Raw genomic sequence first — 13608 nt, forward strand, 5'->3', positions numbered from 1 at the left:
GCGATGCTGAGGCAATTGTCGGTCCGCACCTTCGATTTGCGTGATGGCACAAGGATTTTTACTGAGATGCCGTGTCCTGCTGGCGTGCCAGCCGGGGCCGGAAAAATCCGTGAATAGCCTCGGTAACCGCGCTGGCCATGCGCTCGCGCCACTCGTCGGAGATCAGCAGTTTCTCGTCATGCTCGTTCGAAAGGTACCCGAGTTCGACGAGAACCGAGGGCACATCATGTGCTTTCAGCACCCGGAAACCCGCCGATCTGTGCGGGTTGTTGATGAGGCGGACGGCGCTTTTCAGCTCGCTCACAAGCGTCCTGGCAAAATACACCGAAAAGGACCGGGTTTCCCGGCGCGCCAGGTCGAGGAGGATATCGGTTACCTCGGCCGGTCCCGACTCCAGATCCACGCCCGCTATCACGTCGGACATGTTTTCCGATTCCGCGATTTCCGCGGAAAGCTGGTCGGAAGCCTTGTCCGACAAGGTGTAGACGGTCGAACCTCGGGCCAGTTTCCGCCCCCGGCGCACCGAATCGGCGTGAATGGAGATGAATAGATCGGCGGCCAGTTCATGACCGATCTCGACCCTGCGCCCAAGCGGAATGAACGTGTCGTCCTCACGCGTGAGGCGCACATTGTAGAGACCGCTGGCCTCCAGTTTTTCTTTCAGGAGTTTGGCAAATTCGAGAACGATCGCCTTTTCCAGTGTTCCGCCGGCACTCGTGGCGCCGTTGTCGATCCCGCCATGGCCGGGATCGAGGACGACGAGCGGCTTGTGGCCGTTCTTCGGGGCAGTCAGCCTGTCGCTCTTGGAGGCGGCCTTTTCGCTATCCGCCGGTCGCACGGATCGGGACGTTTCGACAAAGGCTGCGAAGTCCTGCGGCGACGAGCGCACCAGATCCACGACGAGCCGCGCTGGTTGATCGTCCACGGCGGGCAAAAAGAAGGTCTTGTCGACGCTGACCGGTCCGGTCAGATCCATGACGATTCGCGATTTTCCGAGAGCGAACAGTCCGAAACGCCAGTCGCTGATAAGCCCCCGTCCCGTTTCTCCCGACTCCTGCGGAATGGAAAACGATACTTCCGGCAGGTCGAGGATGAGCCGATACGGATTTGCCAGGCCGGAAATGATGGGCGTGACCTGCGTATTCATGTCCAGAACGAATCGGGTCCGGCCTTCATCGCCGGCAACTCTGGCTCCGGTCACGACAGGTGTCACGGCTTCCGCCAGAACGGCGCCGGTGTGAACGGTGAACGCGAGAGCACATAGTGCGAATAGGACGCCCGTCAGCCCGGCGAACCCGCGAATGGCATCAAATACCCTGCCAACCTGCAGTTTCATCCCGATTTTCAATTCCATCATACCGGTCATGTTGCCCGCAAACCGTCCGTGGTGAGGCTCTTTCGCTCCCTCATACGCCATCTGCGCAAAGAGGAAAATGCTTCCCATATGTCACACTGCTTGCAATGCGGAGCGGTGGATCGTAAAAGTACCTTACGGATTTAGGTTCGAATCCGATACCTTCCCAGGTGACGAAATGGGATGTCTATCCACAACGTCATCGCAATCCAAGGCCTTTAAGCGACAGAACAGAGGCCGTTCTGCCGGTTTTTCAAGTGTCTGGACTGCAGAGGACAGGGTATCGGCCTCTCTTCGATACCGTCCCGCCTCGTAGCATCATGCCTGATTCCATTGGCTGATCCCCAGCGAGGTCAGCGGCGGGCCTTGAGAGCGAACCCTTTCCGGAACCGGGTGTAGATGTAGCGGCGAAGCCAACCTGCATGCCGGTGTAAATGGCACAACGACTTTAACTCTTGGGCCTGCGTTGCCCCGAAGGACCCGCGCGATGCACATGATGATCGACATGAAGCAAGTCCCCGCTTATGCGGCCGCTTGCGTTGATCATACGACCGCGCCGGGCGCAGACGCCCTTCCCCATCTTAGCAAAACAAATACGGCAGCCATCCTCCTTTCGGGCGATGCGCGTTTTCGATTCGCGCCAAGCAGCGCTGCCGTGGAGACGTTCAATAATGGCAAACAAAATGCTGATCGACGCGGGCCACCCGGAAGAAACCCGGGTCGTCGTCGTGCGTGGCAACCGGGTTGAAGAATTCGACTTTGAGGCAGCGAACCGGAAGCAACTTCGCGGGAATATATATTTAGCGAAAGTAACGCGAGTCGAACCCTCGCTTCAGGCGGCGTTCGTGGAATATGGCGGCAACCGCCACGGATTTCTCGCGTTCAGTGAAATTCATCCGGACTATTACCAGATACCGGTCGCGGACCGGGAAGCGTTGCTTGCCGCCGAGGCCGCCGACCGCCAGCGCGACGACGCGGATGCCGACGAAAAGCCGAAGCGCCGCCGCCGCACCCGCGCGGCCAGGAACGACGGCGCGGAAACTGTCGCCAGCGAAAAGATCGAGCCCGAAGACGCCCAGGCCGATGCCGGCGAACCGGCTGCGGACACGACAAGTGAAGCGTCTGGTGACGCGACCGTGGAAGACCTTGCCGCCAGGGCTCCCGAAGACGACGACGCCCAGGACGCCGGTGACGGCAACCAGTCCTCTGACGACGCGGACGAGGAAGAAGATGACACCCCGGTGAAGGCGCGCGGCCGGGGCCGTGGGCGAGGCCGGGGCCGCAAATCCGAAGAAGACGACGACGACGTCGAAAATGACGAAGACGCGGTCGAATCTGTCGGTGCGGAAGACGCCATGGAAGAGGTTCCGGAGCGTCGCGCACCGGTTCGCAAACAATACAAGATCCAGGAAGTCATCAAGCGCCGCCAGGTCATTCTGGTTCAGGTGGTCAAGGAAGAGCGCGGCAACAAGGGCGCTGCTCTGACGACCTACCTGTCGCTGGCCGGCCGTTATTCCGTTCTGATGCCGAACACCGCTCGCGGCGGCGGCATCTCCCGCAAGATCACCCAGCCGACCGACCGCAAACGCCTGAAAGAGATCGCTTCCGAACTGGAAGTGCCGGAAGGCATGGGCGTCATCCTGCGGACCGCGGGCGCCAGCCGCACCAAGGCGGAAATCAAGCGCGATTTCGAATATCTGATGCGGCTTTGGGAAAATGTGCGCGAGCTGACCCTGAAATCCAGCGCTCCAAGCCTCGTCTACGAGGAAGGCAGTCTGGTCAAACGCTCGATCCGCGATCTTTATAACAAGGACATCAACGAGGTCCTGGTTGCCGGCGACGAAAGCTACCGCGAGGCCAAGGATTTCATGCGCATGCTCATGCCGAGCCATGCCAAGAACGTCCAGCCCTACCGCGATCCCTCGCCGCTGTTCATCCGCTTTGGCGTGGAACCCCAGCTCGACGCGATGTTCTCGCCACAGGTAACGCTGAAGTCCGGCGGTTACATCGTCATCAACCAGACCGAGGCTCTGGTCTCGATCGACGTGAACTCGGGCAAGTCGACGCGCGAACACAATATTGAAGACACGGCGCTGCAGACAAACCTGGAAGCGGCTGAAGAGGTTACCCGGCAGTTGCGCCTGCGCGATCTGGCCGGCCTTGTCGTCATCGATTTCATCGACATGGAAGAGTCGAAGAACAACAGATCCGTCGAGCGCAAGCTGAAGGATTGCCTGAAGAACGACCGCGCCCGCATTCAGGTCGGCCGGATTTCCCATTTCGGCCTGCTGGAAATGTCGCGCCAGCGCATCCGCACCGGCGTTCTGGAAAGCTCCACCACCCCCTGCCCGCATTGTCAGGGCACCGGCATGATCAGGTCCGTGGAATCCATAGCTCTTCATGTGCTGCGCTCGATTGAGGACAACCTGCTCAAGGGGTCTTCCCATAATCTGATCATTCGCACCACAACACAGGTCGCGCTCTACATTTTGAACCAGAAGCGCGCGAACCTGGTGGATCTTGAAACGCGATTCGCGATCGAGATCGGGGTTCATGCGGACGATGCGATCAACGGCCAGCTCTATGTGCTGGAACGCGGCGACCTGGTGGACAGGGAACGCTTCCCCGCACCGTCGCCGATCGTCCAGCCCCACACCGTTGAAATTGAATATGAGGACGAGCCCACCGAAGAGCAGCCGGAGGAACTTGAAGAAGAGCAGGCTCTCGACGACGAGGGTGGAGACCGCCGCCGCAAACGCCGTCGCAAGCGCCGGCGGGGCGGATCCGACACGCAGCCCGAAGGCAACGACTTCAACAATGACACCGCGAATACCACCCGGCAGGCGGCGGACGCCTCCGACGACGCGGAAAGCGAAGACGGCCAGCCGCAGGAAGCCAGCTCCGGCGAGGAAGATGGCGGTGATGACGAACCGCGCCGCAAGCGCCGCCGGGGCCGCCGCGGCGGACGCCGGGGCCGCAAGAATGGTGAAGGCGGAGACTTCAACGGTGAAGACGAAGCGGACGGGAACACCGCAATTTCGGCAGAAGCCTCCAACGGCGAAGCTGCGGAGGCTGTAGACGCCACCCCGGCGCAGGAAGCCACAGCTTCCGGAGAGCCGGCAACGCCAGAATCTCAGGCTGAGCAAAATGGCTCCGACGCGGTGAACGCGGAAGCTGCCGCCGGCCCGGTGGAAGAGGTCTCAACCATCGAGGCGGACACTACGGAAAACCAGGATGTTACGGCGTCCGAGCCTTCCGATGCGTCCGAAGAAGAAAAGATCGTTGTCGAAACCCCGACATCCGAACAGCCTGTCGCCAGTGAAGCGGCCCCGGAACAGGAAGCGGAAGCTCCCTCTGCTCCGGCCGAGCCTGTCGTCACCAGCGAAACGTCCGGTGACGACAAGGAAGACAAGCCGAAACGCGCCGGCTGGTGGCGGGGCCGGTCCTTCTTCTGATCGCCTGCCGAAAAGTCTGCCAAAGGAACATCCAGATCAACCTGCTTGCAAGGTCAAGCAGGTTGATCTGGAGAGACGCTCCCGCTTCCTTCTGGTCAAAAGCCTTCGATAACCTGGTTGCCGAACGCTCTATTTCAGGAAAGCGGACAGCCGGTTCAACGCTTCTTTCATGTCTTCATGAGTTCCCGCGAAGGAAAAGCGCAGAAACTCATGACCGTGCACCGGGTCGAAATCCACGCCCGGCGTTGCCGCGACACCGGCCTGATGCAACATCTGCCTTGCGAATTCCAGGCTGTCCGAACTGAAGCGGCTTATGTCGGCATAGATGTAGAAAGCGCCGTCCACCGGCAGAAGCCTGTCGAGGCCGATTTCCGGCAACTTCTCCAGCAGCAATGCCCGGTTCGCCGCATAGCCTGCCTTGACGCCCTCAAGTTCCTGAACGGCGTCCAGCGCCGCGGTTGCCGCGATCTGTGATAGCTCCGGCGGCGAAATGTAGAGGCTCTGGGCAATGCGCTCCACCGGCCTGACCAGCTGTTCGGGAAGAACCATCCAGCCGATCCGCCAGCCGGTCATGCAATAATATTTGGAGAAACTGTTGATGACGATCGCGTTGCGGGAAAACGCAAGCGCCGTCTTCTGCTCTCCGGCATAGTCAAGACCATGGTAGATTTCGTCGGAAATGAACCAGATCCTCCGGCTCTCGCAGTAGCGGATCAGATCTTCCAGCGCCTCCGCGCTCATCATTGTGCCGGTGGGATTGGCGGGGCTGGCGACGAGAACGCCCTTCACGGGCCCGTCCTTTTGAACCTCTTCCAGATGATCCGGCGTGAGGCTCCAGCGGGTTTCGGCGCCCACCTCCACCTCGACAGGCACCAGACCGAGCACCTTCAGGATATTGCGGTAGGCGGGATATCCAGGTGCGGTCAGCACCACCCGGTCGCCCGGATCGAAGGCGGCCAGAAAGGCCAGGTTGAAACCGGCCGATGATCCTGTCGTCGCCACGATCCGGTCAATCGGAATCTCAACGCCGTAGGTCTTCTTGTAGTGCCGGGCAAGCGCATGGCGAAGCGGTTTTACCCCGAGGGCTTCCGTGTAACCGAGCCTGCCGTGCCTGAGAGCCTCGTCCGCCGCGGCCAGGGCAGCTTTGGGGGCGGGAGCCGAGGGCTGGCCGACCTCCATATGCACGATCCTGCGACCATCCGCTTCGAGCCGCGCGGCCTCGGACAGAACGTCCATGGCGATGAAAGGGGCAACGTCGCTGCGGCGGGAAGGCACAAAGGCGGAGGATGTCATGGCGACCTGCTTGTTCCGGCAGTGACCTCGGTCACGAACTCACAAATGAGGATGAAATGGTTTGGATCGGAATGCTCACGGCCCTTCGTATCGCGGATTCTCCCTAAGGATGCAATCTGGCCGCGACGTCCATGGAAAGGACGCTTTCTTTGAAGCCTCTCTAATTTGTCATTACCTTTTCTTGACCGGGCCCGCCATGCTCCATACGTTCGCCACACATTCATGCGTCTGAGTAGGCATGCGCCTGAGTAGGGCTGAATCGGGAGGATGAATGTGGAGATCGATTTGCTGTTACGCTTCGGAGGTATGCGACTTGCCGCGTTTCGTGCCCTTTTTCGTCCTGCCTGAAAGAAGCTCCGGAATGCGGCTGATGCGCAGGGCTGTTGCCCTTGCCTGTTCGGTTACCTTTCTTCTGCCCCTGGCCGCTGCCCCGGCACAGGCACAGCGCGGAAACCTGCCGCTGGTCCGCGACGCGGAAGCCGAGGCGCTCTTGAAGGATTACGCCAAGCCGGTGTTCAAGGTGGCGGGAATCGCCAATTCCGAACCGCAGATCATTCTGGTCAACGAAAAAACTTTCAACGCCTTCGTTCCGGACTCGCGCCGCATGTTCATCAATATAGGCGTCTTGCTCGAAGCGGAAACGCCGGGAGAAGTCATTGGCGTGATTGCCCATGAATCCGGCCATATCGCCGGACGGCATCTCGTGCGGCTGCGCTCGGCCGCGGCCAATGCCCAGATCGTCGCCGTGATCGGCATGATCCTGGGCGCGGGCGCCGCCGCCGCCGGCGCCGCTGCCGGGTCGGGCCAGGCCGCCTCCGGGGGCGCCGCCGCCATTCTCGGGTCAGGTTCGGTGGGGCAAAGGTCCCTGCTCGCCTACCAGCGCGGTGAGGAAGCCTCCGCGGACAGGGCGGCGCTCAAATATCTCGATGCGACCGGCCAGAGTGCCCGTGGGATGCTGAAAAACTTCCAGCGCATGTCCGAACAGCAGCTGTTCTCACGCAAGTTCGCCGACCCCTACGCCCAGAGCCACCCTATGGCGCAGGAACGCTATAACGGCCTTTTGAATGAGGCTCAGAAGTCGAAATATTTCAACCAGCCGGAAGACTACGTCCTGCAATATCGGCACGACCAGGTCCGTGCGAAGCTGTTCGCCTTCACCAGCCATCCCTCGGCCACCTTGCGGGCCTATCCGCGCAGCGACAAAAGCCCCGCGGCGCAATATGCGCGGGCGATCGCGGCCATGAAAAGCCGTGGCAAGGGAGCTGTGAACGAGATCGACGCGCTGATCCGCACGCAGCCGAACAATCCCTATTACTACGAACTCAAGGGCCAGGCGCTGCTGGAAGGCGGCGACCCGAAAGCCGCGGTCGCGCCGTTCCGCAAGGCCCTGTCCTTCAAGCCCGACGAACCGCAGTTTCTCGTCTGGCTCGGATATGCGCTGGTCGGCGCCAATGAGCCGTCCTATCTTCCCGAAGCGGAGCGTATCCTGAAACAGGCCATTCACAGAGACCCGAACTCGGGCGTGGCCTACAGCCAGCTGGCGATTGCCCACGGGCGCCAGGGGGAACGGGCCGAAGCCGATTTGGCAACGGCGAAGGGTCTGATGGTCAGCGGAGATTTTCAAGCGGCACAGCGCTACGCGGCCCGCGCTCAAAAAAGTTTGAAGCGCGGATCGCCCGCATGGCTTCAAGCCGACGACATTGTAGCGTACAAACCACCAGATCTGCCGAATGGCCGCTAACACCTGTGACACGCATGGTGGCAAGACCGAATGGCCATGACGTTTTTGCCTGGAGCAACCCGCGATCTGACGAACGCAGACCGGATGCTCCAACAATTTGGAATCGATCGACTTCTTTGCCGCATGTGACGCCACATGACAGCGGGTTGGTCCAGGGAGCCCCATATGACCTACATCACCAGTTTTAGCCGGCAAATATGCCCGCCCGCATTGCTGCGCCTCCTCTCCGCCACTGCCCTTGTGTTGGCCATGATCGCCGGCTCCGCTGCGGCACAGGACGTCAATCGCGGCGAAATTGAAAAAATCGTCCGGGAATATCTTCTTCAAAATCCCGAAGTCATCGCCGAAGCTTTGACGGAGCTGGACCGCCGCGAGAAGGAAGCTGAGGAATCCGCCCGCCTGCAGGCGTTGAGCGACAGCGCGGACGTTCTCTTCAACTCTTCCCGTCAGGTTGTTCTCGGCAATCCGAAAGGTTCCATGACGCTGGTGGAATTCTTCGACTACAACTGCGGCTACTGCAAGCGCGCGCACGCCGACATGGCGCGTCTGATCGAACAGTATCCCGACCTGAAAATCGTCCTCAAGGAATTCCCGGTCCTCGGTCAGGGATCGGTGGAAGCCGCCCAGGTCGCCGTCGCGGTCAATTCAGTGGCGCCTGACAAATACGCCGAATTTCACGAGGCACTGCTTCTCGGCCGCAGCCAGGCAAACCGGGCAAGCGCTCTTGCGGCCGCCACCGCTACCGGTATCAGGGAAGACGCTCTCCTGGCGGCGATGGAAACCGACGAGGCCGGTCAGACAATCGAGGAGGTCTATTCGATCGCCAACCGCCTCGGACTTACCGGAACACCGTCCTACGTTGTCGGCAATGAAGTTGTCATGGGCGCCGTCGGCTTTGATCAACTGCGCGAAAAAATTGACGCGATGAAGAATTGCGGTGAGACGACCTGCTGACCCCCGGTCCTGACAGACTCAAGGCTGTTGGAAACGGGACTTCCGCCATGTCGAGGGGAAATCGGGGGTTTTCCTGATCCGATTCAATCCTTATAAGAAGCGTGGCTCGTGTCCGGGACGGTCGCGGGCCACAACCCTTTGTCCGCTTTTATCGGCGGTGCAAATAGCGCAAGTGCAAACCGGTTTAAGCGGAACCGGATCGCTCGGATGGAACGATCCACCCTGTTGATCCGGTCCATGCGCTCCTTGCGGACCGAGTACGAGAGCCAAACGATATGCGTAATGATAACAAGAAATTCGACACGGCCATGATCCGGGATCTCGCCATCCTTCTGGATGAGACTAATCTGTCAGAGATCGAATTGGAACAAGGCGATACGCGCATTCGCGTCGCCCGCCAGATGTCGGTCAATGCCCCTGTCAACATGATGGCTCCCGCCATGGCGCCTGCGGCGGCGGCCCCCGTTGCACCGGCCGCCGCGGCAACAGCGCCTTCTGCGGACTCGGCGCCCCATCCCGGAACCGTCACCTCGCCAATGGTGGGCACGGCATATCTTTCTCCCGAACCGGGAGCCGCCCCGTTTATCCAGGTTGGCGACAAGGTGAGCGAAGGCCAGTCGATCCTGATCATCGAAGCCATGAAGACCATGAACCACATTCCCACCACGAAGGCAGGAACCGTCAAACAGATCCTGGTGGACGACGCCCAGCCGGTGGAATTCGGCGAACCGCTCATTATCGTCGAATAAGGGAGCCGCCGTGGCCATGTTTTCGAAAATCCTCATCGCCAATCGCGGCGAAATTGCCCTGCGCATCCTGCGTGCCTGCAAGGAGCTCGGCATTTCGACCGTGGCTGTCCATTCCACCGCGGACGCCGACGCCATGCATGTGCGTCTGGCCGACGAAAGCGTCTGCATCGGGCCGCCCGCGGCACGCGATAGTTACCTGAACATTCCGCAGCTTCTGGCGGCCTGCGAGATCACGGGCGCCGACGCGGTTCACCCGGGATACGGCTTTTTATCCGAGAACGCCCGTTTCGCGGAGATTCTGGAAGCCCACAATATCGAATTCATCGGACCGACCGCTGAACATATCCGCATCATGGGCGACAAGATCCAAGCCAAGAAGACCGCCATTGACCTTGGAATACCGGTTGTTCCCGGCTCCGACGGAGCGGTCACCCCGCAGGACGACGCCCACGCGATCGCCCGGGAAATCGGCTATCCGGTTCTGGTCAAGGCCGCCGCCGGCGGCGGCGGCCGCGGCATGAAGGTCGCAAGGACGGAAGCTGACCTCGACTCGGCCCTTTCCACGGCGCGCTCGGAAGCCAAGGCGGCGTTCGGCGACGATGCCCTCTATATGGAAAAATATCTCAGTCAGCCCCGCCATATCGAGATCCAGGTCCTGGGCGACGGCAAGGGCAATGCGGTGCATCTGGGTGAACGGGACTGCTCCCTGCAACGCCGTCACCAGAAGATTCTCGAAGAAGCACCCTCGCCGTCCCTGAACGCCGACCAGCGCAACGAAATCGGAGAGATCGTCGCCAGCGCCATGCGCAAGCTGAAATATCGCGGTGTCGGCACGGTGGAGTTTCTCTACGAAAACGGCGAATTCTATTTCATCGAGATGAACACCCGCCTCCAGGTGGAGCATCCGGTCACCGAAATGATCACCGGCATCGACCTTGTCAACGAACAGATCCGGATCGCAGCCGGCGGAACTCTGGACATGGTCCAAGAGGACATCCGGTTCGACGGTCACGCCATCGAATGCCGGATCAACGCGGAAGACCCCGTCACCTTCGCCCCCTCGCCGGGCACCATCACCTATTACCATACGCCCGGCGGACTTGGCGTGCGGGTCGATTCCGGCGTCTATCAGGGCTACAAGATCCCGCCCTATTACGACAGCCTCATCGGCAAGCTCATCGTGCACGGCCGCAACCGCGTGGAATGCATGATGCGCCTGCGCCGCTGCCTGGATGAATTTGTCGTTGACGAAATCAAGTCGACTATTCCGCTTTTCCGCGATTTGGTGGACAATCAGGATATAGCAAACGGTCAGTACGACATTCACTGGCTGGAAAAATACCTGGCCAAGAAGTCAAGCTGACCGGATTTCGGCAAGGGCACGCCCGAGCCGGGCGGACTGTGAGGCCCCATGGCTGGATACAAAGATGACATCGTGATGGAAATCACGCCGCAGGTGCTTTTGAAAGCCTACGCCTGCGGCCTGTTTCCCATGGCCGAGTCCGCCGATGATCCGGGCCTTTTCTGGCTGGAACCGGAACATCGCGGCATTCTCCCGTTTGACGATTTTCACATGCCCCGGCGTCTCAGGCGCACCATCCGCAACGATGTCTTCGAAGTCCGTGTCAGCACCGACTTTCAGGGCATTATCGATGGCTGCGCCGAACCCATGCCCGGACGCCAGAAAACCTGGATCAACCGCGAAATCCGCCGCCTTTACGGTGAACTCTTCGATATGGGCTACTGCCACACGGTGGAAGCCTGGCAGGACGGTGAACTTGTCGGAGGCCTCTACGGCGTCAGCCTGAACGGAGCTTTCTTCGGTGAAAGCATGTTCACCTTCCGCACGGACGCGTCGAAAGTCTGCCTGGCTCATCTGGTCGCAAGACTGATCGCTGGCGGCTATTGCCTGCTCGACACGCAATTCGTGACCGATCACCTGAGCAAATTCGGTACGCGGGAAGTCTCCCAGGCCGACTACAACAAGCAGCTCTCCGACGCCTTGAAACTCGAGACCGACTTTTATGCCCTGTCACTGCAGGCCCGCGGCCAGGAAGTCCTCACCGTGCTGGACAACTGGAAAGCACGCCACGCCACAGATTGAAGACGCCATCGGCCGTATGCCCTTAGCGAATTCCGCGAGCCACTGACGCTACCATGAGCTGCAAGCCGGTTGCGATTGCTACCCGATTCGTTTCTTGCTAGCATTCCCCTGCGTAACACCACGTTCGTCAGGATCGGGCATGTCAGAGGAAGTCAAGGAAAGCGGCACCAAGGCGGGTCCGGGTAAATCCAGGCAGGGAACCGTTTTGCCGGAAGAACTCCTGGGCCATACGGAAATGACGCCTGCCACTCCTGAACAAACCCAAAGGGACGCCTCTTACGGGAGCGGATCGGACGATCGGCCAGGCCTGCCCGCGGAGCCCGGAAAAGGGACAAGATCCACCAGGAGCTTTGACGCACCGGACCGGCGCGCAGACCCGATCCACACCATCGGCGACCAGAAATTCAACAAGGACCTGGCGACCTTGCGCGGTCTGCATTCCTTTCTGATCCGCGAGGCGACCACCCTGCCCGAGAATTTCTCTCTGGGAGAACTCAATTGCCTGAAAGCTGACGGCGCGACCGACAAGGGCCGCCCTCCCTCCGATGACGAATGGCAGGCGGTGGAGAAGAAAACCCAGGTCCTGTTCGCGCTCCTCACCGACACCAACCGCAAACGGTTCCTCGTGTCCCAGATGCCGGACTTTCTTCCCAGAATCGCGGTGTGGCTGGTTGCCGTCTCCATCGGATCGATGATCCTGTCAGTCCTCATGGCCGAGGTGACGCTTTACAGCAAAGGGGTCAATGTCGCCCTGATGGTGCTGTTTTTCCTGCTCTGGCTGATGTCCCTCGGCGCGATCGGGTCGGCGGCCTTTATCGGCTTCAACGCCATCTCGGTTACAAGCGACATCACTTTCGACATTTCCGATACCAGACTGATCGTTCAACGGATCGTTCTGGGCGCCCTCTTCGCGCTGTTCTTCACCCTGCCCTTCGGGTTCCACGAGTTCCTCAGTTTCGTGAAGAGCCTCAGCAATTCCGCCCTCAACAGGACCACCGTTCCCACACGCTCCGAGATTGCCTTCACCAACCAGTCACTCCTGCTGATCATGCCGTTCGTGCTCGGCTACAGCACGTCCCTGGTAATCCTGATCCTGAACCGGATGATCTCCGCCGCCAGCACCCTGTTCGGCGCCCAGCCGGCATCGGCCAAAAGCGTGAGCAAGTAATACCAACCTCAATAAATAGGAACCCATTTGATGGCGATTTTCCTGTCTGCCGGCAAGGCGCGTTGCACAGAACGGCCTGCTTGGCCGTTCAAGCAGCGCAACGCTGTCCGGCGGGCTGGAAAAAGCCACCGAAGGCCGCGACTGGAACCTGTTCCGCCACGTCGCGCGTCTTGGCCGATGTCCCACATCGCCCTGCAACACGCTCCTCGCGGAACAGGCTCCAGTCGCGGTCAAATAGGTTCTTATTTATTGAGGTTGGTATAAGCGGTCACGCTAACCTCCGCGCATGGCGCAAAAAACAAAAGCCCCGCGAATGCGAGGCTTTCGAACAGGTATTGACTGGATGAACCCGATGGGTCGCGGGAAAACCGCCTTGCCTCAGTTGCCCGGTGTCCAGGCCTCGTAGTCGCCGCTGACCTCCGGACGTTTTTCCGGTGTCAGGATCGAGCCGTGCGGACGGTAGGCCTGCGGCGTGCCGGTATAGTTCGGCTCATGCGGCTTCTGCCAGTGTTTGGCGTGATAGGTTTCATCGACGGGCGGCGTGTCGACCCGGTGGTGCATCCAGCCGTGCCAGCCCGGAGGAATGGTGGAAGCCTCCGCAAGGTTCTTATAGATCACCCAGCGCTTCTTGCCCGCGCGTTCCTTGTAATATTTGTTGCCGAGCTCGTCTTCCCCGACGAACTCACCCTTGCGCCACGTGAAGAAACGGGTGCCCATGGTCTGGCCGTTCCACCAGGTGAACAATTCAAGCAGCAGAGTTTTCATGGCCCTCAAAAGGTCCCTTGATGAC

Annotated in this window: 10 protein-coding genes; 7 read left to right on the top strand and 3 right to left on the bottom strand. The window is 60.3% G+C overall.

Annotation, left to right across the window (positions count from 1 at the left end; translation table 11 throughout):
• Positions 1–58: 58 nt before the first annotated feature.
• Complete coding sequence (locus CLV41_RS16980; protein ID WP_103223641.1) at positions 59–1336, bottom strand: N-acetylmuramoyl-L-alanine amidase; 1278 nt, start codon at positions 1334–1336, stop codon at positions 59–61.
• A gap of 689 nt (positions 1337–2025) precedes the next feature.
• Here CLV41_RS16980 and CLV41_RS16985 point away from each other — a divergent pair.
• On the top strand, positions 2026–4809 hold the full coding sequence (locus tag CLV41_RS16985; protein ID WP_103223607.1) for an Rne/Rng family ribonuclease: 2784 nt from the start codon (positions 2026–2028) through the stop codon (positions 4807–4809).
• A 129-nt stretch (positions 4810–4938) separates the two neighbouring features.
• On the opposite strand, the gene CLV41_RS16990 is transcribed toward CLV41_RS16985, so the two are convergent.
• Positions 4939–6102 (bottom strand): pyridoxal phosphate-dependent aminotransferase, encoded by a 1164-nt coding sequence (locus tag CLV41_RS16990; protein ID WP_103223608.1) that lies wholly within the window; start codon positions 6100–6102, stop codon positions 4939–4941.
• Positions 6103–6472: 370 nt separating this feature from the next.
• On the opposite strand from CLV41_RS16990, the gene CLV41_RS16995 reads away from it, so the two are divergent.
• The 6 genes from CLV41_RS16995 (at position 6473) to CLV41_RS17020 (ending at position 12818) form a co-directional block, all read left to right on the top strand.
• The gene (locus CLV41_RS16995) at positions 6473–7843 is read left to right on the top strand and encodes a M48 family metalloprotease (RefSeq protein ID WP_208987554.1); all 1371 of its coding nucleotides are present in this window, start codon (positions 6473–6475) and stop codon (positions 7841–7843) included.
• A gap of 165 nt (positions 7844–8008) precedes the next feature.
• The gene (locus tag CLV41_RS17000; RefSeq protein ID WP_103223610.1) at positions 8009–8797 is read left to right on the top strand and encodes a DsbA family protein; all 789 of its coding nucleotides are present in this window, start codon (positions 8009–8011) and stop codon (positions 8795–8797) included.
• A gap of 275 nt (positions 8798–9072) precedes the next feature.
• On the top strand, positions 9073–9546 hold the full coding sequence (gene accB / locus CLV41_RS17005; RefSeq protein ID WP_103223611.1) for an acetyl-CoA carboxylase biotin carboxyl carrier protein: 474 nt from the start codon (positions 9073–9075) through the stop codon (positions 9544–9546).
• Between the two features lie 16 nt (positions 9547–9562).
• On the top strand, positions 9563–10909 hold the full coding sequence (gene accC, locus CLV41_RS17010) for an acetyl-CoA carboxylase biotin carboxylase subunit (protein ID WP_103223612.1): 1347 nt from the start codon (positions 9563–9565) through the stop codon (positions 10907–10909).
• Between the two features lie 48 nt (positions 10910–10957).
• On the top strand, positions 10958–11650 hold the full coding sequence (gene aat, locus CLV41_RS17015; RefSeq protein ID WP_103223613.1) for a leucyl/phenylalanyl-tRNA--protein transferase: 693 nt from the start codon (positions 10958–10960) through the stop codon (positions 11648–11650).
• Positions 11651–11789: 139 nt separating this feature from the next.
• The gene (locus tag CLV41_RS17020; protein WP_103223614.1) at positions 11790–12818 is read left to right on the top strand and encodes a hypothetical protein; all 1029 of its coding nucleotides are present in this window, start codon (positions 11790–11792) and stop codon (positions 12816–12818) included.
• Positions 12819–13196: 378 nt separating this feature from the next.
• Here CLV41_RS17020 and CLV41_RS17025 read toward each other — a convergent pair whose 3' ends face one another.
• Positions 13197–13583, bottom strand: a complete 387-nt coding sequence (locus CLV41_RS17025) for an NADH:ubiquinone oxidoreductase subunit NDUFA12 (protein ID WP_103223615.1) — start codon at positions 13581–13583, stop codon at positions 13197–13199.
• Between the last annotated feature and the right edge of the window lie 25 nt (positions 13584–13608).

It is taken from the genome of Roseibium marinum, assembly GCF_002906165.1.
Taxonomy (GTDB): Bacteria; Pseudomonadota; Alphaproteobacteria; order Rhizobiales; family Stappiaceae; genus Roseibium; species Roseibium marinum.

Excerpts from the sequence above, each read along its gene's own strand:
- CLV41_RS16990 (WP_103223608.1), bottom strand. The coding sequence starts at position 6,102 with ATGACATCCTCCGCCTTTGTGCCTTCCCGCCGCAGCGACGTTGCCCCT.
- CLV41_RS17025 (WP_103223615.1), bottom strand. The coding sequence starts at position 13,583 with ATGAAAACTCTGCTGCTTGAATTGTTCACCTGGTGGAACGGCCAGACC.
- CLV41_RS16980 (WP_103223641.1), bottom strand. The coding sequence starts at position 1,336 with ATGAAACTGCAGGTTGGCAGGGTATTTGATGCCATTCGCGGGTTCGCC.
- accB (WP_103223611.1), top strand. The coding sequence starts at position 9,073 with ATGCGTAATGATAACAAGAAATTCGACACGGCCATGATCCGGGATCTC.
- CLV41_RS16995 (WP_208987554.1), top strand. The coding sequence starts at position 6,473 with ATGCGCAGGGCTGTTGCCCTTGCCTGTTCGGTTACCTTTCTTCTGCCC.
- accC (WP_103223612.1), top strand. The coding sequence starts at position 9,563 with ATGTTTTCGAAAATCCTCATCGCCAATCGCGGCGAAATTGCCCTGCGC.
- CLV41_RS17000 (WP_103223610.1), top strand. The coding sequence starts at position 8,009 with ATGACCTACATCACCAGTTTTAGCCGGCAAATATGCCCGCCCGCATTG.
- aat (WP_103223613.1), top strand. The coding sequence starts at position 10,958 with ATGGCTGGATACAAAGATGACATCGTGATGGAAATCACGCCGCAGGTG.
- CLV41_RS17020 (WP_103223614.1), top strand. The coding sequence starts at position 11,790 with ATGTCAGAGGAAGTCAAGGAAAGCGGCACCAAGGCGGGTCCGGGTAAA.
- CLV41_RS16985 (WP_103223607.1), top strand. The coding sequence starts at position 2,026 with ATGGCAAACAAAATGCTGATCGACGCGGGCCACCCGGAAGAAACCCGG.